Source organism: Cyanobacteria bacterium GSL.Bin1 (assembly GCA_009909085.1).
In the GTDB taxonomy this organism is placed as follows: Bacteria; Cyanobacteriota; Cyanobacteriia; order Cyanobacteriales; family Rubidibacteraceae; genus Halothece.
The window spans coordinates 15,367-37,236 of the sequence record JAAANX010000156.1 but is presented as its reverse complement, the minus strand read 5'-3'; the positions used below and the strand labels follow the sequence as shown (position 1 = coordinate 37,236).

Annotated in this window: 23 protein-coding genes and 1 tRNA gene; 3 read left to right on the top strand and 21 right to left on the bottom strand. The window is 44.2% G+C overall.

The genetic code is table 11. From position 1 onward, the window contains the following. Positions 1-87: 87 nt before the first annotated feature. From GVY04_18570 to GVY04_18500, 15 genes are all read right to left on the bottom strand, one after another. Positions 88-258, bottom strand: coding sequence for a hypothetical protein (locus tag GVY04_18570; GenBank protein NBD18059.1), 171 nt, complete (start codon positions 256-258; stop codon positions 88-90). 326 nt (positions 259-584) lie between these two features. Further along, a complete protein-coding gene (locus GVY04_18565; GenBank protein NBD18058.1) occupies positions 585-878 on the bottom strand; it encodes a zinc ribbon domain-containing protein in 294 nt (97 codons plus the stop codon). 15 nt (positions 879-893) lie between these two features. Beyond that, positions 894-2,069 carry an acetamidase/formamidase family protein gene (locus tag GVY04_18560; GenBank protein ID NBD18057.1) on the bottom strand — a complete coding sequence of 392 codons (1,176 nt, stop codon included), beginning with the start codon at positions 2,067-2,069 and terminating at the stop codon, positions 894-896. Between the two features lie 236 nt (positions 2,070-2,305). Beyond that, positions 2,306-3,007 (bottom strand): urea ABC transporter ATP-binding subunit UrtE, encoded by a 702-nt coding sequence (gene urtE / locus GVY04_18555; GenBank protein NBD18056.1) that lies wholly within the window; start codon positions 3,005-3,007, stop codon positions 2,306-2,308. Beyond that, entirely contained in the window at positions 2,994-3,749 is a 756-nt protein-coding gene (urtD, locus tag GVY04_18550; protein ID NBD18055.1) for an urea ABC transporter ATP-binding protein UrtD, read from the bottom strand. Before urtD ends, urtE begins: the two co-directional genes overlap by 14 nt. 12 nt (positions 3,750-3,761) lie before the next feature. Next, entirely contained in the window at positions 3,762-4,955 is a 1,194-nt protein-coding gene (gene urtC / locus GVY04_18545; GenBank protein ID NBD18054.1) for an urea ABC transporter permease subunit UrtC, read from the bottom strand. 36 nt (positions 4,956-4,991) lie between these two features. Continuing rightward, entirely contained in the window at positions 4,992-5,939 is a 948-nt protein-coding gene (gene urtB / locus GVY04_18540) for an urea ABC transporter permease subunit UrtB (GenBank protein NBD18053.1), read from the bottom strand. Between the two features lie 87 nt (positions 5,940-6,026). Continuing rightward, positions 6,027-7,403, bottom strand: coding sequence for a transporter substrate-binding protein (locus GVY04_18535; protein ID NBD18052.1), 1,377 nt, complete (start codon positions 7,401-7,403; stop codon positions 6,027-6,029). 506 nt (positions 7,404-7,909) lie between these two features. Further along, entirely contained in the window at positions 7,910-8,458 is a 549-nt protein-coding gene (locus GVY04_18530; protein ID NBD18051.1) for a TetR family transcriptional regulator, read from the bottom strand. Between the two features lie 251 nt (positions 8,459-8,709). Continuing rightward, positions 8,710-10,338, bottom strand: a complete 1,629-nt coding sequence (gene prfC / locus GVY04_18525) for a peptide chain release factor 3 (GenBank protein NBD18050.1) — start codon at positions 10,336-10,338, stop codon at positions 8,710-8,712. Between the two features lie 129 nt (positions 10,339-10,467). Then, positions 10,468-10,962: a GNAT family N-acetyltransferase gene (locus tag GVY04_18520; GenBank protein NBD18049.1), complete on the bottom strand. Its 495-nt coding sequence runs from the start codon at positions 10,960-10,962 to the stop codon at positions 10,468-10,470. 118 nt (positions 10,963-11,080) lie between these two features. Beyond that, on the bottom strand, positions 11,081-11,857 hold the full coding sequence (locus tag GVY04_18515; GenBank protein ID NBD18048.1) for an SDR family NAD(P)-dependent oxidoreductase: 777 nt from the start codon (positions 11,855-11,857) through the stop codon (positions 11,081-11,083). Beyond that, entirely contained in the window at positions 11,857-12,669 is an 813-nt protein-coding gene (locus GVY04_18510) for a nuclear transport factor 2 family protein (protein NBD18047.1), read from the bottom strand. The genes GVY04_18515 and GVY04_18510 overlap by 1 nt, the downstream gene beginning before the upstream one ends. 84 nt (positions 12,670-12,753) lie before the next feature. Beyond that, the gene (gene gatC, locus GVY04_18505) at positions 12,754-13,047 is read right to left on the bottom strand and encodes an Asp-tRNA(Asn)/Glu-tRNA(Gln) amidotransferase subunit GatC (protein NBD18046.1); all 294 of its coding nucleotides are present in this window, start codon (positions 13,045-13,047) and stop codon (positions 12,754-12,756) included. An 11-nt stretch (positions 13,048-13,058) separates the two neighbouring features. After that, positions 13,059-13,580 carry a photosystem I assembly protein Ycf3 gene (locus tag GVY04_18500; GenBank protein NBD18045.1) on the bottom strand — a complete coding sequence of 174 codons (522 nt, stop codon included), beginning with the start codon at positions 13,578-13,580 and terminating at the stop codon, positions 13,059-13,061. Between the two features lie 218 nt (positions 13,581-13,798). Between GVY04_18500 and GVY04_18495 the strand changes: the two genes are divergently transcribed. Beyond that, positions 13,799-14,467: a DUF1614 domain-containing protein gene (locus tag GVY04_18495; protein NBD18044.1), complete on the top strand. Its 669-nt coding sequence runs from the start codon at positions 13,799-13,801 to the stop codon at positions 14,465-14,467. Positions 14,468-14,523: 56 nt separating this feature from the next. Here the strand turns inward: GVY04_18495 and hflB are convergent, their stop codons facing one another. The 3 genes from hflB to GVY04_18480 all read right to left on the bottom strand — a co-directional run bounded on the left by hflB (position 14,524) and on the right by GVY04_18480 (position 17,463). Beyond that, positions 14,524-16,452 (bottom strand): ATP-dependent zinc metalloprotease FtsH, encoded by a 1,929-nt coding sequence (gene hflB, locus GVY04_18490; protein NBD18043.1) that lies wholly within the window; start codon positions 16,450-16,452, stop codon positions 14,524-14,526. 233 nt (positions 16,453-16,685) lie between these two features. Continuing rightward, positions 16,686-17,270: a DUF98 domain-containing protein gene (locus tag GVY04_18485; protein NBD18042.1), complete on the bottom strand. Its 585-nt coding sequence runs from the start codon at positions 17,268-17,270 to the stop codon at positions 16,686-16,688. A 111-nt stretch (positions 17,271-17,381) separates the two neighbouring features. Then, positions 17,382-17,463 (bottom strand) — tRNA-Leu (locus GVY04_18480). Positions 17,464-17,634: 171 nt separating this feature from the next. Here GVY04_18480 and GVY04_18475 point away from each other — a divergent pair. After that, on the top strand, positions 17,635-18,015 hold the full coding sequence (locus GVY04_18475; protein NBD18041.1) for a hypothetical protein: 381 nt from the start codon (positions 17,635-17,637) through the stop codon (positions 18,013-18,015). 32 nt (positions 18,016-18,047) lie between these two features. Here the strand turns inward: GVY04_18475 and cbiE are convergent, their stop codons facing one another. The 3 genes from cbiE to GVY04_18460 all read right to left on the bottom strand — a co-directional run bounded on the left by cbiE (position 18,048) and on the right by GVY04_18460 (position 20,767). After that, complete coding sequence (gene cbiE / locus GVY04_18470) at positions 18,048-19,292, bottom strand: precorrin-6y C5,15-methyltransferase (decarboxylating) subunit CbiE (GenBank protein ID NBD18040.1); 1,245 nt, start codon at positions 19,290-19,292, stop codon at positions 18,048-18,050. Beyond that, complete coding sequence (locus GVY04_18465) at positions 19,289-19,906, bottom strand: cobalt-precorrin-8X methylmutase (protein NBD18039.1); 618 nt, start codon at positions 19,904-19,906, stop codon at positions 19,289-19,291. Before GVY04_18465 ends, cbiE begins: the two co-directional genes overlap by 4 nt. A 63-nt stretch (positions 19,907-19,969) precedes the next feature. Beyond that, positions 19,970-20,767: a DUF1868 domain-containing protein gene (locus GVY04_18460; protein ID NBD18038.1), complete on the bottom strand. Its 798-nt coding sequence runs from the start codon at positions 20,765-20,767 to the stop codon at positions 19,970-19,972. A gap of 72 nt (positions 20,768-20,839) precedes the next feature. Here GVY04_18460 and holA point away from each other — a divergent pair, with 72 nt between their 5' ends. Continuing rightward, on the top strand, positions 20,840-21,826 hold the full coding sequence (gene holA / locus GVY04_18455) for a DNA polymerase III subunit delta (protein NBD18037.1): 987 nt from the start codon (positions 20,840-20,842) through the stop codon (positions 21,824-21,826). Positions 21,827-21,870: the final 44 nt, after the last annotated feature.

The following is a 21,870-nucleotide window of genomic DNA, read 5'->3' as shown; positions in this document are numbered from 1 at the left end:
AATCTGCTTTTGATATTTTTCGCGCTTGTTATAAAAGGAAATTAACGGACCAGCGTCTATTAATGCTAATTGATCCATTCACATTAATCAGATCGATGACGTTTTTTTTTCCGCTTTATGAGCATTTGCTTTGCGCGTTTCACGTTCTGATAAATTAATATCTCCTTCGCCAAAGATAATCTCTTCCTCTGCTAAACGTTCACCAATTGTTTTAGTTTTTTGCTTCTTGCTTAGCTTCTTGCTTAGCTTGTTACTCATCTTTAAATAACATTTAATTCTAACCTTCCTAAAGCATAACGAATTGATCGAAAAAAATATGAACAGTAAATAAAAGGCGCGATCGCGCTTGAATAAGATTGATTCGTTTTCTGCTTCAGGAAAAAAGTTTACACCGAATAGGGTTCCTTGAATTAGTCAGCTCACGGGGTGACAATCAGCGGGAAAATCAGACCGGGTTAATTCGTTATAGTTTTGACCCTCTACGTTCAATTCTGAATGATTGAGATCAGATCTTAAACAGTTTCTAATTTGATTGATTTTAGCCCCCAACCTTAATCGTTTGAGGGCATTAACCGTACGTACTACTAATGACCAATCATCCAAGGCCGATGTCTTCGACACGAGCCAAGCTCTACGCGCTTATGGCTTTGGTAGCTGGGTTGCGAGGGTTCTTTCTCTCGTTTTTCTAATTTCGGTTCACTGGTTTGTCTGGCTTTCAAGAAAGCGCCACCAGAACTGAGATTAAAGTGGGGAACCGAAAAAATGCGTTGGCTTTTCCCATCACAAGTGGGACAATTCGGGGCAGAATCTCGAAGCGCAATGGTACGCCACGCTTCAAAAACACCGCAAGTCTCACATTCAAACTCATATAACGGCATTCAGTTTCATCTCCTCTATACTGGTACAATATCTTGATCAAAAATCTCGGTGGGAATGGCAACGGTACAGCAGACATTCGGAATATCTACAATTCCACTAACACGACCTTCTACGGGCGCACAACTGAGTAAGAGATAAGCCTGTTCCCCGGTGAAGCCAAACTTTTTCAGATATTCAATGGCATTTAAACAAGCGCGTCGGTAAGCAATGTGGGCATCCATATAATATTGTTTCCCTTCAAATTCATCGACGGAAATGCCTTCAAAGACGAGATATTCTGAATAACGAGGTTCAACGGGACCCGGTTTAAAGATGGGGTTCACCATCCCATATTTATCCACACCCCCTTTGATAATATCCACATGGAGGTCGATATAACCTGACATCTCGATCGCGCCGCAGAAGGTAATCTCCCCATCCCCTTGGGAGAAGTGAATATCTCCCATAGAAAGTTTTGCCCCATCTACATACACGGGGAAATAAATTTTTGATCCGCGCGATAAGTTCTTAATATCGCAGTTCCCGCCATGTTCCCGTGGCGGAACGGTTCGCGCTGCTTCTGCTGCTGCTTCTTCAAACGCGGACCCTTTTAAGGTGCCTAAAACGGCATTTTCTGGATTCGGTAACGTCGCTAACGGTGGCACACGATTGGGATCACTCGAGACTAACTCCCGTTCCCGTTTATTCCACTTCGCCAATAACTCATGAGATGGCGCACAGCCAATTAAACCGGGGTGAGTAATCCCAGCAAAGCGGACACCAGGAATATGTCGGGATTGCGTATAAATGCCTTGAAAATCCCAAATCGCTTTATTGGCTTTGGGAAAATGTTCCGTTAGAAAGCCCCCACCATTTTCTTTGGCAAAAATCCCGGTAAATCCCCATTCGTCACCTGGTAATGCCCCGATATCCAGAATGTCAACCACTAAGATATCCCCCGGTTTTGCCCCTTCCACTTCAATCGGTCCACTGAGAACATGAACCACACTCAAGTCAACATCGCGAATATCATTGGGGTTATCATCATTTTTAATTTGTCCATCGGTCCAATCTTTACATTCAATGCGAAAAACCGACCCAGGTTTGACTGAAGCAACAGGCGGAATATCAGGATGCCACCGATTATGTCCAGGCATTTCCTGATCACGCATGGGTTTGGTTAAATCTACCTTAAAAAGTGTTTCTGGCACTGTTTTTTACTCCACAAAATGATTCAATTTAATCTCATTAATTGACTCAAATAATTGAGTATATGAGAAAATATTTTGTATTTTTACTGAACTAAATCTTGACATCTTTAAACGGAGAAAAAATGTTATGTCATATACAAAAAATAGTATTTTTTCTTAGTTATTTTTCGGCATAAAAAATAAAGGCAAACCAACGTTCACCTTTGTCCTTGCTCTAATGTTAAATTTAGTCTTCTTTAAACAGCCAAATATTGATGCACCACAGAATCCGTTAAGTCTTCTGTTTGTCCTCGGGCAACAATTGCCCCTTTATCCATAATAAAAAACTTTCTTGCCAGTTGGCGCGCAAAGTCAATTTTTTGTTCAACCACTAAAACAGTAATTCCTTTTTCTTTATTGATTCGTTTTAGTGTCTCTTCAATTTCTTGCACAATTGAAGGTTGAATGCCCTCAGTTGGTTCATCTAATAGCATTAGTTTCGGATTACACATTAACCCTCTGGCAATCGCCAGTTGTTGTTGTTGTCCGCCGCTCAGTAAGCCACCCTGACGGGATAAATGTTCTTTTAACATCGGGAAGAATTCAAAAATTTCTTCCGGAATTTTTTTGCTTTTCGCACCACTGGCAGCAAAACCCAGTTTCAGATTATCTAAAACCGATAAATAGGGGATAATTTCCCGTCCTTGAGGAATATAAGCAATCCCATATTGCGCTCTCTTATATGTGGGCGTTTTGCTAATATCATCAGCATCAAAAATCATGCTCCCTTTGCTAAGAGTATTTAAGCCAATAATACTGCGCAAAAGAGTGGTTTTTCCTACGCCATTTCGCCCCAGTAAGCAAACTAAGTCCCCTTTGTTTACCGTCATGGATATATCAAACAAAACTGGGGTTTGTCCATAGCCTGCGGTAACATTAGACAGTTCAAGCAGCGACATCGATTTTTTCACGACCGAGATAAACCTCCACAACTCTGGGATTATTTTGTACTTCTTCTACGCTTCCTTCGGCTAAGGTTTGTCCTTGGTGAAGGACCACAATGCGCTGTGCAATTTGTTTCACAAATTCCATGTCATGCTCAATAACGACCACCGCATGAAATTCAGACATTGCTTTAATAATTTCTCCAGTAGCATGGGTTTCTTCTGGGGTCATCCCAGCAGTGGGTTCATCGAGTAAAACCACAGCCGGATCTTGGGCTAGAACCATGCCAATTTCTACCCACTGTTTTTGTCCATGAGAGAGAGAAGACACTTTGGTTCCGGCATACTCCATAAGGCCAATTCGTTCGAGAACCGAGGTGATTTTATGGCGCTTCATGCGGGTTAATTTAGACGTGATAGACGCAAAAATGCCGTGAGACCCTTTGAGTGCCAATAAAAGATTCTCAAAAACGGTTAATTCATTGTAAACGTTGGGATTTTGGAATTTGCGACCAATTCCCATCCGGGCGATTTCATGAGGAAGATGATTGGTAATATTTTTTCCTTGGTAACTGACCTGACCACCAGCAACCGGAGATTTACCGACAATGGCATCAAGGAGGGTACTTTTTCCAGCCCCATTGGGACCGATAATTGTGACAATCTCGCGGTCAGCCACCTCTAAATTAACCCCTTTGAGGGCTTTAAAGCCAAAAAATTCAACTTGTAAATCTTTAACAGAAAGAATGTTATTCATCAGAGTGAGTCCTTAACGACGGGAACGGTTCTTGCGTAAAATTTTCAGGCTTGCTTTTGCTAAGTTCTGTAACGGAGTTATCCAATCGATGAGTTGGGCTTGGAGATAACCAGCCGAAGAATCAGGAGAAGCAGTTTTGGTTGTCCCTTGGCTGAAATTAAGCGTTTTGGGAACTAAGCTCATCAAGCCGTTGGGAATAAATAACACAACAACTAACAGTAAAACGCCAATGATCAGTTGCCAGTCTTGGGTCACTTGTTCTGCATAGTTCTGGACTTGTCCGAGAATAAGGGCAGCAGCAAAAGGACCAATGAGTGTTCCTCTTCCGCCAATTGCCACCCAAATGACAACTTGTGTCCCAAAGGCAACGGCAAGATAAACCGGAGAAATAAATTGATTGAGCGCAACAAATAACCCGCCTGCAATCCCGGCAATTCCGGCAGACAAGGTCCAGATGAAAATTTTGTAGCTGGCAATGTCATAGCCCAAAAAGGCAATACGACGCTCATTTTCTTTAATGGAACGGAGAATGAGACCAAAGTTGGATTGCGTTAGCCACCAAGTTCCAATGAGAACTGCAGTGGTAAAGACTAAACTCATCCAATACAAGCCAATGAGAGGAATTTCTGCTCCGAATAAACTTAAGGGCGCAACATCGGTAATGCCATTGGTTCCGCCCGTATAGGCTTGTTGACTGACAAAGAAAGTGGTCAGCGCTGAAGAGATGGCAAGGGTAATAATGGTGATATAAACCCCACTGACCCGAGAATGAAAAATAAACCAACCAATAATATAAGCAAAGCCAGCCGGGATTAAGACCATGGCAATCATCGCCAGGGGAAAGTATTGCAGGGGGGCAATAAACCAAGGGAGTTGTTCTAAGCCATTCCAAACCATAAAGTCAGGGAGAGCAACTCCATAAGTATTAGCGTCTGCGGAAAGATTGAGTTTTAGGTAATACGCCATGGCATAGCCACCCAGGGTAAAGAAGACCCCTTGGGCAAAACTAAGGATACCGGTAAAGCCCCAAACGAGATCAAGCGAAATGGCAAGAGCCGAAAACAGCAGAAGTTTTGCCATTAAGGACGTTTGAAAGTTACCCGCAAGGAAGGGAAAAATAGCAAAGAGAAGAAAACCGATTCCCACAACTAGCGCAAGTTTACGGGGAAATGTAGGTTGTTGAACGCCAGGAAGTACTTGTGTCATTAACTGATTTCTCGATGAACGACTGATGACGATGAATTAACCGCGTTTCTGTACAGTGAAGAGTCCTTCTGGGCGGTAGCGGATAATAATGATGACGGCAGTCAGGACAATCACCCGAGCAACGGGATCATTGAGGAAAAACGCGATCGCGGCGTTGGATTCGCCAATGACAAAGGCACCGGCTAAGGTCCCAATCAGTTTATCGACTCCGCCGGTAACAACTACCATCCAAGCATCCACCAAGTAATCTTGACCCATGGGCGGGGAAACCGTTTTAATCGCAGAAATGACAGTTCCCGCAATTCCGGCTAAGCCACAGCCATAGGCAAAGGTTGCCATATCCACTAAGTTAGTGTTGATGCCGAGGCATTTTGCCATATCGCGATTTTGAGTCACCGCGCGCATTTGTCGTCCTAAACCCGTGCCGTAGAGCAGATAAGCCGTGAGGAGAAGCAGCGCGATCGCGATGCCAATAATCAAAAGACGATAGTAGGAGATGGAAACGGTCGGTACCCCTGCACCATCCGTAAGCACGGTTAAGCTGCCAGATATATAGGAGGGGGCTCGCACATACTTCAACTGGGCGGTAAAAATGAGCTTAATCACGCCACGGAGGACAATGCTTAATCCCCACGTTGCCAATAAAGTTTCCAAAGGACGACCGTGAAGACGACGAATAATCGTTAACTCCATTAATCCGCCAATAGCTGCTGTCACCACAAAGGCAAACGGAATGGTTAACAATAAATCCATCTGAAATAAGTCTTGCATGAGGAAAGTGGTATAAGCCCCCAGCATAATGAATTCGCCATGGGCCAAATTAATAATTCCCATGACGCCAAAAGTGATGGCAAGTCCTAATGCCGTCAATAATAAGATCCCAACAATTCCCACCCCGCTAATCAACTGATTAAGTAAAGGAATCAACTCAAAGCCTGAATTCTCTTGCGCCAAGATATATGTCAATGCCAGTTGGTTTAGCAATAGTTCATCTCCTTTTTGAACGACCCTATAAGCAAAGAAAAGCCTGAAAGTCCCCCAATTTTCTAAATCGGGGGAAAAGGGAATGAATTAGCTTTCTAAATACTTCGTTTCTAAGTTTTCTTGACCCGTTTCTTTAGTCGGATCACTGCGATCATCAGGGCTAGGATGAGCACACATCCGCCCTGGATATAAGGTTTGACTCCAAGGAATCGGTTTAATTGCAGACGGGCTAGAGAAGACAATGTCTGCTTGTCCATCTTCTTGCCAGCGCCCGATCCGAGCGTAGAGATAGGTATGGTAGTTATCCGGGTCAATTTTTACTTTCCCTTGTGGGGCGTTAAATTCTTGCCCACGGGTAGCTTCTCGCAAGGTTTTCGTGTTGATTTCTTCTCCGGCTTCCAAGACATCTTTCATGGCTTGTGCCATGAAGAAGGTTTGTAAATACGCCGCTTCCATTACCCCATTCGTCACCCGATTGTTCCCAAACATTTCTTTAAATTCACGAACAAACTGTTCATTTTCAGGCGTATCAACACTTTGGAAATAGTTAAAACTGGTATAATGTCCAGCTGCATATTCGGCGCCCATCGCTTGAATTTCTTCTTCTGTAGTGGGATAGGCCATGATGGGAATATCCTCAGCACTAATGCCAGCGTTTTTATATTGACGGTAAAAAGCAGGAATACTATCCCCAACCAAATTACTTAAAACAAAGTCAGGTTGCGCCTGTTTGATTTTATTAATAATGGTGATAAATTCAGTTGTGCCGAGTGCGGCGTACTCATCACCAACCACTTGCCCACCTAATTTTTCCAGTTCTGCTTTGGCAATGCGATTGCTTTCTTTCGGGTAAATGTAATCGGAACCAATGAAGAAGCCTTTGGGACCAAAGTTTTCGTAACAATAGGGAATTGAATCAGTAATCTGTTGGTTAGGGGCAGCACCGGTATAGAAGACATTAGAACTGCACTCATTGCCTTCGTAATAAACGGGATAGTACAAAAGTGAATCTTTTTCTTCAAATACCGGTAGCACCGATTTCCGACTCGCTGAGGTATAACATCCTAAAACACATTTGACATTATCCTCATCAATCAGACGCTTTGACATCTGGTTATACAAGTCCCAATTGGAGTCAGGGTTAACAACAATTCTTTGGATTTTGCGACCGGCAATTCCCGGTCCATTATCTTGCCAAGGACCTGTTCCGTTATTAATTTGATCAATGGCGAGAAATGTGGAGTCTTGTAGAGATTTTTCCACAATCGCAATGCTTCCGGTTGTAGAATACATTACCCCGACTTTAATCGGATTTTCTCCTAAATCTTCTTGGGAAGCAGAACCCCCTCCTCCTCCTCTCGTACAAGCTGCAACCACCCCTGCACCAACTGCTAGGGAACTATATTTAATAAATTTCCGGCGAGAGGTACGACCCAAATCAAAATATGAGCGTTTTCTAGTCATATTATTTCCTTAAAATTTAGACACTGGAAGAAATATTTAAAAATTAGGCGTATTCCTTTTTACTTCATAGAAGGAATACAATTGAACTATTTAATTCCTCTTCAAAAAAAGGGTATGGCTTTTGAGGTTATTTTGTTGTTTTTACTGATACAAAACATGAATCATTGATGATATGTCTATGCATTTGAATAATCCAATTATTTATTGCCATCACATAATCTCCTAGAGAGACTTCTGGCAATGGCAGACTCATTCCCAGTCCTATTTTTTAAAAGCTGATGATCACATTAAGACTTTATTGACAATCAAACTGTATTTAATGTTACATTTTTGAAGCGAGTAGGCATACAGGCAGTAGTTCACTATTGATCGGCAGTTTTTCGGAACTCTTTCCTCTCACTTGGTTTAACCATACGTTAGGTTGTTCATTCACAATAAAAACTGCTACGATACGCGATCGCGCGATCTTCCTTTGGGTTTACAGGGACACAATCCTTAAGGCGAAGCTACCGCAGAGTTTCCGTAAAAGCCTTAATGGTTTGCTGTCCACGTTGTGCGTTTCCCGTAGTCAAAAAGTCCAAGATTGCACCCTGAAACAAGTGAAATAGTGATAATGCAGTAGTTTTGTTATTTGTGAGATTAGATAGAGAATCTACCCATTTTTGACTCTCTTGTTCTAAGAAACCTTGTGTTTCTGAGTCGCCTTGTATAGCACGTTGATTTAGCTCCATCGTCAGTTTCAGCAAGCCATGCATCTCTGGTGAAGTCAAATGCCTCCACATTTCAAGCAGGTTTTCTACTAGGCAATCTACCCCTTCAAGTGACACACCTTGAAATGACCATAGTTTTTCGCGCAAGCGAGTCTCCAAAAGACCGATGAGTTGTCGCTCTAATTCCTGTTTAGAGCCAAAGTGATAAATGAGCATTCGTCCGCTAGTCCCTATTCTCTTAGCGATCGCGTTGATACTGGAGTCCAATGCTCCTACTTCAATTGCAGCAGCTAGACATTGCTCTAAAAGCTCTTGCTTCTTCTGTGGTTCAGTGGGGCGGCTCATAGGTTGACAATTAACGTAACAGCCATTACACTAATAATTAACGTAATGACTATTACATTAACATCAATACACCGGTAAAACCATGAGTACAAAAGACAGGCTTGGCTTCATCTCACTCGGCTTCGTCATCTAGGCGGCAGGAACGTCAGTTTATCGTGTGACTGGTTCATCCTTTTTTATCAGTCTTGAATGAACCACAAAGACACAAAGCGCACAAAGAGTTGATCAATATAGCTTACTGATTACTAGAGTTAAGCATCAGGTTCTAAGCCGACTCCCACGGGTGCGGTTGCACTTAATTCCAGTTCAGGATGATCGCCTTTGATTTGCTCTAAGTTCCATTGATTCTTGAAAAGTAAGACAGGGCGTTCCCAGATGTCTTTGACGGTGACAGTATTAAAGAGTCGTCCCGCTTTTTCCAGCGCTTCCCAACCGCCTCTTACCCAGCGGGCAACTTTATAGGGCAGCATTTCTAGGCTCGTTTCTACGCCATACTCATTTTCCATGCGATATTGCACCACTTCTAATTGCAGTTGTCCAACCGCAGCAAGAATGGGATCGCGCTTACTTTCATCTTTGGAGTACATGATTTGAATTGCCCCTTCTTCTCGCAGTTCAGTCACGCCTTTATGGAATTGCTTAAATTTTGAGGGATTCGGGTTTTTCAAATAGGCAAAGAGTTCGGGCGAAAAGCAGGGAATGCCTTCATAAACGACTTTCTTTCCCGCATAAACGGTATCGCCAATGGCAAACATACCGGGATTATTTAAGCCAATGACATCACCTGGATAGGCCTCATCAATAGAGTCGCGATCTTGCGCAAAGAGCTTTTGCGGACGAGAGAGGCGGACGGTTTTGCCGGTACGAGCGTGGTTAACGTTCATATCCTTTTCAAATTTTCCGGTACAAACGCGAACAAAAGCTACGCGATCGCGATGTTTGGGATCCATATTCGCTTGCAGCTTAAACACAAAGCCGGTAAAGTCGGGATAAGTCGGAGCCATCTCTCCCAGTGAGGATTGGTGCGTTTCTGGGGGTTGCGCGTATTCCAAAAAGGCATCGAGAAATAACTGTACGCCAAAGTTGGTCATGGCACTGCCGAAGAACATGGGCGTCAGTTCGCCGTTATGAATCTTCCTGAGATCGAAGTCTGGCGCAACTTCTTCAATAATTTCGATTTCGTCTTTCAGTTGGAAGTAGAGATCTTGGTCTAAAATTTCTTCAATTTTCGGATCGCCGAGAGAAATGACGGTTGTTGCAGCTTGAGTACTGCCGTGGGCCGTTCGTTGGAATAAATGAATCTGTTGACTGCGACGGTCATACACCCCCTTGAACCGATCGCCCATGCCGATTGGCCAATTCACGGCATAGGTTTGTAAGCCTAATTCTTGTTCGATTTCGTCAATGAGTTCTAAGGGTTCTCGTGACGGACGATCCATCTTGTTGGCAAAGGTAAAAATGGGCAGCGATCGCATCCGACACACTTCAAACAATTTGCGGGTTTGCGGTTCTAACCCTTTTGCTGCATCAATTAACATCACTGCGTTATCGGCAGCAGCAAGGGTGCGATATGTATCCTCACTAAAATCTTGGTGACCGGGGGTATCTAAGAGGTTAATCTGAAAGTCTTGATAGTTAAATTGCAGAACAGTGGAGGTAATGGAAATTCCCCGTTGTTTTTCTAATTCCATCCAGTCGGAAGTGGCTTTCCGTTGCGCGCGTTTCGACTTGACAGCACCCGCTTGATGAATTGCCCCTCCATACAAGAGGAGTTTTTCGGTGAGAGTGGTTTTACCGGCGTCGGGGTGAGAAATAATGGCAAAGTTCCGTCGGGATTCGACAGCAGCTTTTAATTCTTGTTCGAGGGGAGGTGTTGACATTCGGTTCGTTAATTGTTCTCGACGATGACCAGGGCTTATTTTAGTTTAACGTTAGGGGATGAGCTTCACCTTGGAAGCGGGTAAAGTCAGGGCGAGTTGCATCCGGATCACTGAAATTTAGCCTAGAAATTAAAACTGTTGAGAATGGGAAACTTGAATTACACTTTCGGCATGAACAATCTCTTGCTGATTTTCTGACGGAAGATTATGGCAAGGAAAGTCACTGTTATAGATGACCATCGTTGTGGTCTGATTTTCCTGAAAGCCAATTTGTTTATAGAAGTTTTGTTGGTAGGTGGTCATCAAATACACTCGTTCAACCCGACTTAAACGGGGATGGGCAAGCATGGTTTCCACTAATTTACTCCCTAAACCAATGCCTCGATATTCTGGATGTACCACAACATCCCAAATCGTAGCGCGATAGACACAATCGGTTGTCGCCCGAGAAAAGCCGATTAAGCGTTCTCCTTCCCAAACTGTAATCACTGGGTTACTATTGGCAATCGCAAGCTCTAATCCTTCTTGCGTGCGTCCTTCTGCCCAAAAAGCACAGAGATTGAAGAGATTTTGCAATGCAGCAAGGTCTATTTTTTCTGGGTCATCACAAAATTGAATTTGCATCTTTATTTTTCGTTATTCGTTGTTATTTTATTGGTTCTTTGTCCACTCTCTCACCTGGTCTCCCCCTCACCCCCTTCACCGCTTCACCCGAAAGTACTAAAATCGGTTACGCTTTATCTTATTGACTCCGTCGATGCACCATCGTTGCACCACTTTGATCCGTCGGGATCACTAACATTTCACTGACGTTGACGTGGGGAGGGCGTGTGGCACAAAAATAGATGACATCGGCAATATCTTCTGGTGAAAGGGGGATTAACCCTTCGTAAGTTTTTGCTGCTTTTTCCGCTTCTCCGCGAAAGCGCACTAAACTGAATTCTGTTTCCACTAAACCCGGATCTACACAACTAACGCGCACGGGTGTTCCTAGTAAGTCTTGCTTTAATCCTTCTGAGAGGGCGCGCACGGCTGCTTTGGTCGCACAATAAACATTTCCTTTGGGATAAGTTTGATGTCCAGCGATCGAGCCGACATTAATGACATGACCCCTTCCTCGTTCGACCATCCCGGGAGTCACATAGCGCGTCATGTAAAGTAAACCTTTGACATTGGTGTCAATCATTTCTTCCCAGTCTTGGATTTTTCCTTCTTGCAGGGGATCTAAACCGCGACTTAAACCAGCATTGTTAATCAAAATGTCGATATTGGACCAAGCAGCGGGGAGAGAACTAATTGAGCGTTCGATGGTTGCGCGATCGCGCACATCAAAGGGCAGCAAATGACATTGCGTCCCATAGTCTTGCTCTAATTGAGCAGCGAGCTTTTCTAATGTTTCTTGACGACGAGCATTGAGAATTAATTTGGCTTTACCCTGGGCAAAGAGTTTGGCACAAGCAGCACCGATACCGCTACTCGCGCCAGTAATTAAAACAATCTTATCTTCAACCGAATCCATCAATCTTCCTTAGAGTTCGACAACGCAGCAGTTGCAGGAACAATATTCAATCGTTGCGAGACGAGAGTCATCCCATTATCGCGAACCACAATCGCAGAAAGCCAACGCTTACCCGGTGCTGTCGGTGCTTCTCCCAAACGGTAAATCCCACCGGCTGGTAAAATTTCTAGATCCAGATTTTCTGGGTTTAAATAGCCCTGGGCAGTGACTTCTTCTTCCAACGCCGCTCCCATCAAGATATCATTGCCAATGGGTTCTTGAACAATCACATCAAAGTTAAAGTCTTGTCCGACTTCCACTTGATTGGGGGCGCTTACTTTGACTCGCGGGGCATTATCACCGATGTAAACTTTGGATTGTTCACTGAGCATCTGTTGGGAAACAATTTGCTCGCCCCGAATTTCTTGGCGCGATCGCAGCGTGGCTTCTAAGACAACATCTTGCCCTTGGGCGTTTCGTAAGCCGCGAATGCGAGTGAGTGTTTCCGCAACGAGGGTATCTCCTTGTTGTTCCCAGCTTTGGAGTTCGACTTGATAATCAAGCTGATCATACTGTTCCCAGAGGGTTTCTAGCTTTTGCGCTAAAGTCTCACCATTTAAACCGGATTCAGTGGTAAAATTCGAGCTGTAAGCAGCGCGAACCGCTGCCGTATCCTCATTATTAGCAGCTGTTGCCAGAGAATTAAGGAATTGGGTTAAATTTTTCGGTGCTGTATTGGCAGGGGCAGCTTGAGTGAGCTGAGGAGGGAAGAAGAGCGCGATCGCTGCAAGTAAAGACCATTGCGGTAGTTTTTTCAAAAAAGAATCGAGCATTAGCTTGTTGGTATTGTACGATGATGGGGGAGTTGCTCGTTTCCCCTTCCTGAGTGGGAAAGGGAATTGAAGGTCAAGATGGATTTATTCGTCACTACTCATGATTTGGGGAACTCTGAAGAACGTATCTTCTCGCTCTGGGGCTTGATCCAGTAAGGCTTCTTGCTCTAAATAGGGACGACATTCGTCTTCTCGGGTCACATTACTGACATCGATCGCGCGAGTAGTGGGAGCAACATCCGTAGTATCCAACTCGTTGAGTTGTTCCACATACTCCAAAATACTACTGAGTTGGGTTGTAAATTGTTGTTCTTCCTCCGGCGTGAGTTCTAACCGGGCAAGATGAGCAACTTTTTTCACTTGTTCGAGATCAATCATCGTTAATTTGCTTAGAAGTAAACATCTATATCGGAACGACCTGTCGTCTTTAACCAATTTTGAGCTTCAATATAGTTATTCGGCGCCATGCGAATCGCATCTTTCCAATATTCTGCTGCCTGATCAAAGAAAGCTTCTGCTTCTTCTTCTCGCCCTTCTTGTTTGGCTAAATCTCCCTGATGGTGATAAATGACAGCGATATTATTGAGGGCTTGGGGAAGACGAGCATTGGCTTCAATCGCTTCTTGGTAATATTCGAGTGCTTTTTCGTACTCACCATTACTGGTATGAATCAAGCCTATATTGTACAAGATATAGCTGCGATCATTGGGATCTTCTTCCAGTTTTAAGGCTTCATGATAATTATCCAATGCCTCTGCATATTCTCCGTCTGCTTGGGCTGACATCCCATCCCGGTAATAGGTAAAAGCTTCTTTGGACTGTTTTCCAGTGGGCAGCATTTTTAAGATTAAATCTGCCATCACCGTAAATGACTTATCGATAAAGTTATCGTTGCGCTGAGTCCGTGGCATAGGGTTTTAAGAGTTGAGTTAAACAAGCTTTTTTTTCATCTTACATTTTAGTGGCTCTTCTCTGTAAGGTCGGGATTGTTGTTTCAATAAACAATTTCTAAATAAAATATTAAGAAGGGTGATTGCGCTTGGCAAGCCTGCCCACCAGAGTTCCCAGTTCAGAAAACCGCACCCCTTGATCCAGCAACAATTGTGAATTGCAATCAGAGTCAATCAAGATGATTTATCTCCCGGTATCGCTTTTACTATTTTTATTGCTGTTATTCCTTCTGCCATTTCTCTGGATCGCAATTACCCTTGAAATTGTTGAGATCGCAGTTGCCAAACTGGGGTTTTCTCCCAATATGGCAGTTTTAATTTTTGTTGCCATGCTTGTGGGGAGTACCATCAATATTCCGCTTTATCGCATTGAATCAGTCAGACCTATTGTTCCTGATGTTCGTGATTTGTGGCTACAACAATTCTGGGGAATTCCTTTGCATAAAGTTCGCCAAACCACCGTTGTTGCCCTGAATGTTGGCGGTGGTTTAATTCCGGTTTTGTTAGCGATTTACGAATTGACCCGTTCCAATCCGATGGCTATTTTGGGAGTCACGCTAATTGTGACTGTTGTTAGCTACTTTTCTGCTCAAATTGTCCCTGGAATTGGCATTCAGATGGATGCTCTCATTTCTCCCCTCACTGCGACGATTAGTGCGCTACTCATTGCTGAACCCATCGCCCCTTCCATTGCGTTTGCTGGCGGAATTTTAGGGACCCTGATTGGGGCTGATTTACTCCATCTCAGAGAAATTCAACGGATGAGTGCGGGTGTTCTTAGTATTGGTGGGGCTGGGGTCTTTGATGGGATTGCAATGTGCGGTTTGTTTGCTTTGCTTTTAACCTGAGGGAGCAACTAATGACCAATGACTGATGACTAATGACAGTAGCTGTATAGCACGACTTAATCAATTCCAGACAATAAAGCCCACTCCTTGTTTAATTCCCCAGTTTTGAGCCAGTTTTGGAATTCTTCCGGTAAGTGAGTTCTTGCTAAATAGGCGTGTAATTCTTCCCCTTCTAAGGTTTCTTTTTGCAACAGAACCTGAGCGGTTTCTTCTAATAATTCTCGGTTATACTCTAGAGTGCCTTTAGCGACGTGAAGCGCTCCATTAATCAACCCTTGCAGTTGGTTATCAATCATTTCTGCAACTTTCGGACTGACTTGGCGACGAGGGTTCATATAATCGTCTAGAAATTGTCCTTTGATTCTCTCATAAGCAACGGGTCCCAGTTCCTCACTCATTCCATAAAGGGTGATGGCTCGCTCTGCTAAATCGGTTGCTTTTTGAATATCATCAGCGGCTCCCGTTGAAACCTCCCCAAAGACCAACTCTTCGGCAGATCGTCCCCCCAGTAATGTGGTTAGTTGCCCGCGAATTTCGCTTTCACTGAGCAAGAAACGATCTTCTTCCGGAAGTTGCAAGGTGTACCCTAATGCTCCACTACCCCGTGGCACAATTGAGATTTTTTCCACTGGGTTAGCTCCGGGCATTAACCCACCGACAATGGCGTGACCGACTTCATGATAAGCAACAATCTGTTTTTCTTTTTCACCGAGCACTCGGGATTTTCGCTCCAAGCCTGCCACAACTCGCTCGATCGCGCTGTTAAAATCAGCAAACGTTACCGCTTCTCGTTGATTCCGTGCAGCCAATAAAGCAGCTTCATTCACCAAGTTCGCTAAATCGGCACCGGCAAACCCCACGGCACGCGCGGCAATCTTTTCTAAATCTACATCATCGGCAAGTTTGACCCCTTGAATATGGACTTTGAGAATTGCCTCTCGACCCTTTTTATCGGGACGATCCACTACCACTTGGCGATCAAAGCGACCGGGGCGCTGCAGCGCCGGATCAAGAACTTCCGGGCGGTTGGTTGCCGCTAAAATAATGACACCCGTGTTGGCCTCGAAGCCATCCATTTCTGAGAGCAATTGGTTCAGGGTTTGCTCACGCTCATCATTCACGCCACTATAGGGACCAATAGCAGCTCGTGACTTGCCTAGGGCATCCAACTCATCAATAAACACAATGCAGGGCGCTTGCTGTTTGGCTTGTTCAAAGAGATCTCGCACCCGAGAAGCGCCAATCCCCACAAATAACTCATTAAATTCTGATCCAGAAATACTAAAGAACGGAACCCCGGCTTCTCCAGCAACTGCTCTGGCGAGGAGGGTTTTTCCCGTTCCGGGGGGTCCAACGAGTAAGACGCCTTTCGGAATTTTTGCCCCTAAACGAATGTAGCGTTCCGCCCGTTGTAAGAAATCAACAATTTCTTCCAGTTCGGCTTTGGCTTCGTCTACACCAGCAACATCGGCAAAGGTTACTCCTGTATCCCCTTCTGAGTAGACGCGAACTTTACTTTTACCGATAGTCAGTGCTGCGGGTCCTTCTGATTGCGCACGGCTAAAGAGCCACACCCAAATGCCAAAGAATAGCAGCGGAGGGAACACCCAAGACAAAATATTCCCCAGCCATTCCCAATTACTGGGAGGAGGCGCAGAAAATTCAACCTTATTTTCTCGCAAAATCTGAGGTAATTCTAAATCCATTGGCACTGGAGTCGTGGTGAAAACTGATGTTCCCTCCTTTGACTCCGATTTGAGGACATACTCAATGCGGTCTGGACTGATGGTGGCTCGCTCGACTTTTCCGGCTTGAACATCCTGGACAAATTGGCTATAGGCAACTTCTGGTGGTTGTGACTTGAAGACCGTTGCGAACAGAAAGTTGATTAAAAAAAAGAAGGTCAAAAAAAGAAATAGAGTATCACCAAATGGGTTGGGCTTCGCTTCTTTGCGCGATCGTTGCGTTTCAGTTTCTATCGGCATCATTTAAACTCCCACGACAAATGTTCCAGTGCGGAGTAATCAGATATTTTGCCTGAAACTGATTAGAGAATGATTACTCCTGTCTCTCGGGCTTGTCTAGTTTTCCCTTCTAATTTGATTGTAAGCAAACTAGGGCAGACATTGAAGTAGGACGTAAGTAGGGAAAACATCACTTAACTTACTCAGAAAACACCATTTGTTTAATTCGAGAATCAAGAGCATTCGTTCGTTTCTCAATCCAGGTATTTCTTCAAATAGGGAGAAAAGACTTCATAGATTAAGGTTAAGGGTTGACCATTGTGCCAAAACAGATAATGTCGTCCCCAAAAGGGACCGCTTTGTTGAAAGGCTTTTTCGAGTTCCGGAGAATGCCCGTAATAAATCCCTTGAATATCGCGATAAAGTTCTGTGTGGAGGCGAGATAAATTATCCCAAATCGGTAAAGCGCGGTTTTGTAAGTATTCATCTACTTCTTGGGCATCCCACCAAGAAACGGCATAAGCTAAACGTTGTCCAGAGGCAGTGCGTAACCACACTTGACGCCGCAGTCGTGGGGCGGGAACCGCTTCAATGCCAACGGGAGCGCGATCGCGCACGTTTCCAATGGGTGACATATCAATGACATCCACCTCAATGGGTTCCCGGGTCAGTAGTCTTAAATGTCGGGTGGGAGAACCATCTCCTAACAGTAAAATTTGCCAAGCTGGAGGCAGTTGTTCGTGAGGAAGTCCCGTTTTAACAACTTCTTCGCCCCCTTGCCACAGGGGATTGAGGGCGTACCAATTCGTTTCTAGAGTAGGGGTCGGTTGCCAGTTCAAAATGCCAATTTAGATAATTTACAAAACTTAATGCCTACCTTTATCATAACGGTTCATTAAAATTTGTAGCTCCCCAGCGCGATCGCGATGAGAAGCTACAGGGTTTAAGAGTGCGGATGGCGAGACTCGAACTCGCAAGGCGTGAGCCACACGCCCCTCAAGCGTGCGTGTCTACCAATTCCACCACATCCGCAAGGATATCAGTCTTTATCTATAGACCTTTACGACTATAACACACCCATTCTGGTTTTGGAAACTATCGATCAGCAACGTTTCTTCATTTCTGTTGTCAACTTGTGTTCCCGTCTTCCGATATGCTAGTAAACGGCGATAATCATAAAAAATTTTTAGGAGTCATTCTTAAATGGTTGGCATCATCAAAAACCTCTTTGGTGGCAAAAATAACTATTACGCAGAATTAAATGAAGAGCAGGCATCAAAAACGGCTGAAAGTCAGCACACTGAACCGCAAGCTGCTTCAACAGCAGCCTCGCCAGTGAAAGAGCAGGCTAACAAGAAAGAGGAGACAGCCGCACAACCTCAACCGACCCCAACAGCGGCAGCCCCCCCCGCACCAGCACCGGTTCAAAATAGTAATAAGCCTCCTCAAAATCCTCTTGCGGGAGAGACATTTGCCCCAACTTATCTTGTTCCTAAATCGACAATGCCACGACGTCGTCCTGGGGTGAATATGGGTCAATTTCTGGATATGGCACGTGAGGTCCAAGTTCCTCGCAATCAATAAGTGTGACAGCTGATGGGGCAGGATTTTTCTTCCTAATCGCGCCAAGCTGTGAGCAGGGTTACTGGGTTAAGCGGAGACAAACGAGTCAGGTGGCTAAGGGGGAGTGATCGCGAAATTTGAACTTGCAAAACGCGATCGCGCCACTGATGTTCCCTTAACCATTGCCTTGCTTGTGCTAAATGTTCTAGGGTCGCCAGTGCCAAAACAATGCGACCGCCAGGGGCTAATTGTTCTTGACAAAGTGTTAAAATCTCTTTCATCTTACCGCCTGTGCCACCGATAAAAATCCGGTGGGGGGCGTCTGATACCGGTAATTGATCGGGTGCTTTTCCGGCAATGGCGGTAACGTTAGTAACTGCTAAACGTTCACAATTTTGCTGGATGAGGGCAACGCCCATCGCAGTTTTTTCCATGGCATAAAGCTGCGATGTGGGAAACAAACGGGCAATCTCGATAGAAACGGCCCCCGTGCCTGCCCCAATATCCCAAATGATTTGCTGCGGTTGTAGGGCGAGTTCAGCGATGATTAAGGGTCTAATTTCGCGTTTGGTCATTAAGCCGGGACGATCCGGAAAACTGAGAAAGGTTTCATCGGGTAAGCCCAGAGACGGTAACGCTGCTAAAGAAGGTAAAGGCGATTTTTTTCGCAGTAAAATAACCACATTAAGCGGAGAAAATTGAGTTTGTTTAACGGTTTCTAACTCCAGACATTGACAATTTTCTTCCTTTCCTTCTAGGTTCTCACAAATCCAAAATTGATAGGAAAAGGGGAGATCGAGTGCGGTTATTAATTGCGCGATCGCGCTGGGACTATTTTCTTGATCCGTGAGAATGCCAATTGTTTCATCTCCCCGCTGCATTGCTTTGATTAAGGCTTCAGTACTGCGTCCATGGCTACTAATCAAGGTCGCTTCTTGCCAAGGGACTTTGATACGATTAAAGGCGAGTTGCAGGGATGATAAATGAGGATGAAAGGTTAATTGTTCTGCCGGAAAATGGTCTAATAACAAGCGACCAAAACCAAAAAATAACGGGTCACCACTGGTGAGAACAACGATCTTTTCGGAACCCTGAAGATAGGTTTTAATTTGCGCGATCGTGGTTTCAAAGTTACCAAGTTTCAATTGAATAGCAGACTGCTGAGAACAATAACTGAGTTGGCGTTCGCTGCCCACTAATAAAGTGGCTTCTTCCACAATTTGCCGAACCGTTTCGGTTAATCCCGCTTTGCCATCTAGCCCGATTCCCACGACATGAAGATGCGACTGCTGACTCATGCTTCCTCTGCACTTAACACCAATAAAGCATTCATAATGGCACCAGCTACTGCCGATCCCCCTTTGCGCCCCTCCACTCGAATTTGAGGAACTAGCGTTTGTGCCAGGGCTTGTTTTGACTCGACCACTGAGACAAACCCCACCGGTGCGCCAATGACTAAACTCGGTTGTGCCTTTCCTTGCGCGATCGCGTCACAAAGCGCTAATAGGGCAGTGGGGGCATTCCCAATCACATAAATCCCTTGGGGATAAATTTCTAGACAATTGAGTAATCCGGTTTCAGTGCGGGTTTTGCCAGCAGGAATCTCTTTCGCCGCTTCCAGGGCACAAATGATTGGATTTTGGGAGGTTTTATCAACCATCCCTTGAATTCCTTTTTCTACCATTCCCACATCAACGATAATCGGCGTTTTAGTTTGAAGAGCTTGAATTGCTTTTGCAATCACTTGCTCACTAAAATAAAACAAGTTTAAAAAATCAAAATCTGCTGTTGCGTGGATCGCACGACGAATAACCCGATATTCTTTCTGGGAATAGGGATGAGCGCCAACTTCGCGATCAATAATGGCAAAGCTTGCTTCGACAATAGGATGATTTAGGGATCGTTTACTCATAATTGCAGTTACTGGTTACTAGTAAGCTGTGAACAAATAACCAATAACAAATAACAGCTTGAATTATTTCTCACCAAAGGTAGTGACCGGAAAATCAGGTTGGCGTGTAAAGGCTGTCATATCAGAAAACTTGCGTAATTCAGCCCGATAGACCGTTAAGATTTTGGGATCGGCTTCTAACCATTGGTCATTAATTGCGGTTAATGTCGTGCAAATTTCATCTTGTTGAGAGGCTTGAGGCACGTTGCCAAAATAGCCGAGGGTAACATGAGCTAAGAAATGATAATGCTGTTCTAAACCTAACGATAATAAGCCTTGATTTTGATAGATGGCACGGCGTAATTGGATAACTTGCTGATAAGAATTTTCGTCTTTGGGCAATAACCCAACGACGATCGCGCGCGGACGAATAATTAACCCTAATAATTGCCACTGCAAGGGGTTAGAAACGTAATTTTCTTTTTGATATTGTTCAAAACTAACAGCAATTTGATGTCTCAATTGCGTTTCAAATTCAGAATTTTTCGCAACTGCTGCTTCAAATTCATCACCCCAGATTAAATCCGCTAATGTGACATGAAAACTGGAAGCAGGAACCGGTAAAATAAAATCCTGAGGCAGTTGAGTGAGTAAACGTTTCTGTGTTTGAGCAAGATGGTGATAAAATCCCTCATTCCCTGTATCCTCCTCATAAGGAGGAGTAACGACACTGTATCCAGGGAAAGCCTTTGCTTTGACTCGCCCTTGGTCATCCCGTTGGAATTTAGGGGATTCTTGGATATTTTTTAATTGGGTGGGATATAAAGTCGGTTGCGATAATCGTCCGACTCGTTCCACATACTTTTGATACGCTTCGTCCAAGGCTAATCTATCTCCTAGTAACCTTCATACAACCACAATAAAGGAAAAGCCGACAAAAAACATCACTTAGATATGCCAGTTTACTTTTTTTGGGGGGAAGACGAATATCGTTTAAATCAAGCGATCACTGCTTTACGAGAAAAAGTGGTTGATCCTCTCTGGGGAGAGTTCAATGAAGATCTCATTCCTGGAGAAAAAACAGAGGCAGTAACCGAAGGACTCGATCAGGCTTTAACCCCTCCCTTTGGGGGAGGCGGGCGTCTGATTTGGGTGAGGCAAACGAATTTGGGTCAACATTGTTCTTCTGCCTTATTATCTGAGTTAGAGCGCACGTTACCCCAATTACCAGCAACGTCTCATTTACTATTTACCAGCGACAAAAAACCAGATGGACGGTTGAAGTCCACAAAAGTCTTAAAAAACTACGCCACAATCAGAGAGTTTGCGGTCATTCCCCCCTGGAAAACGGAACAATTGTTGGCGCAAGTGGAAACGATGGCTAAAGAAAAAGGAGTAGAATTGACAATGCCAGCAAAGGAACGTCTAGCAGAGGCAGTGGGGAATAATACGCGCTTGTTATCTCAGGAATTAGAGAAATTGTCTCTCTATGCTGCTGGGAAGCAGGTTGCCCTTGATGAAAGCGCGATCGCGCAACTGGTCAGTGCCAGTACCCACAATAGTTTACAATTAGCAAAAGCAATTGCTAATGGAGATACAAACCAGGCCCTGAAGCTAATTGCTGAGTTATTAAACCGGAATGAATCTGCCCTTAAAATTGTTGCCGTTTTAGTCGGACAATTTCGCACTTGGTTGTGGATCAAGCTTAAAGTAGAACAAGGAGAAAGAGATCAGCAAGTCATTGCTCAAGCGGCAGAAATTAAGAATCCAAAGCGGGTTTATTTTCTGCGCCAAGAAGTCCATTCCTTTACTTTACAGCAATTTTTAGATGCTTTCCCGATGCTGTTAACTTTAGAAGCTGATCTCAAAAAAGGAAAGCCCCCGGAAATAACTCTGCAAACCCAAATTATTCAACTTTGTGAAGTTTTTCAAAAGCAATGATTGAAAGTTTGCTGAGGAAGAACTAAGTCGTCAATTACTATTTT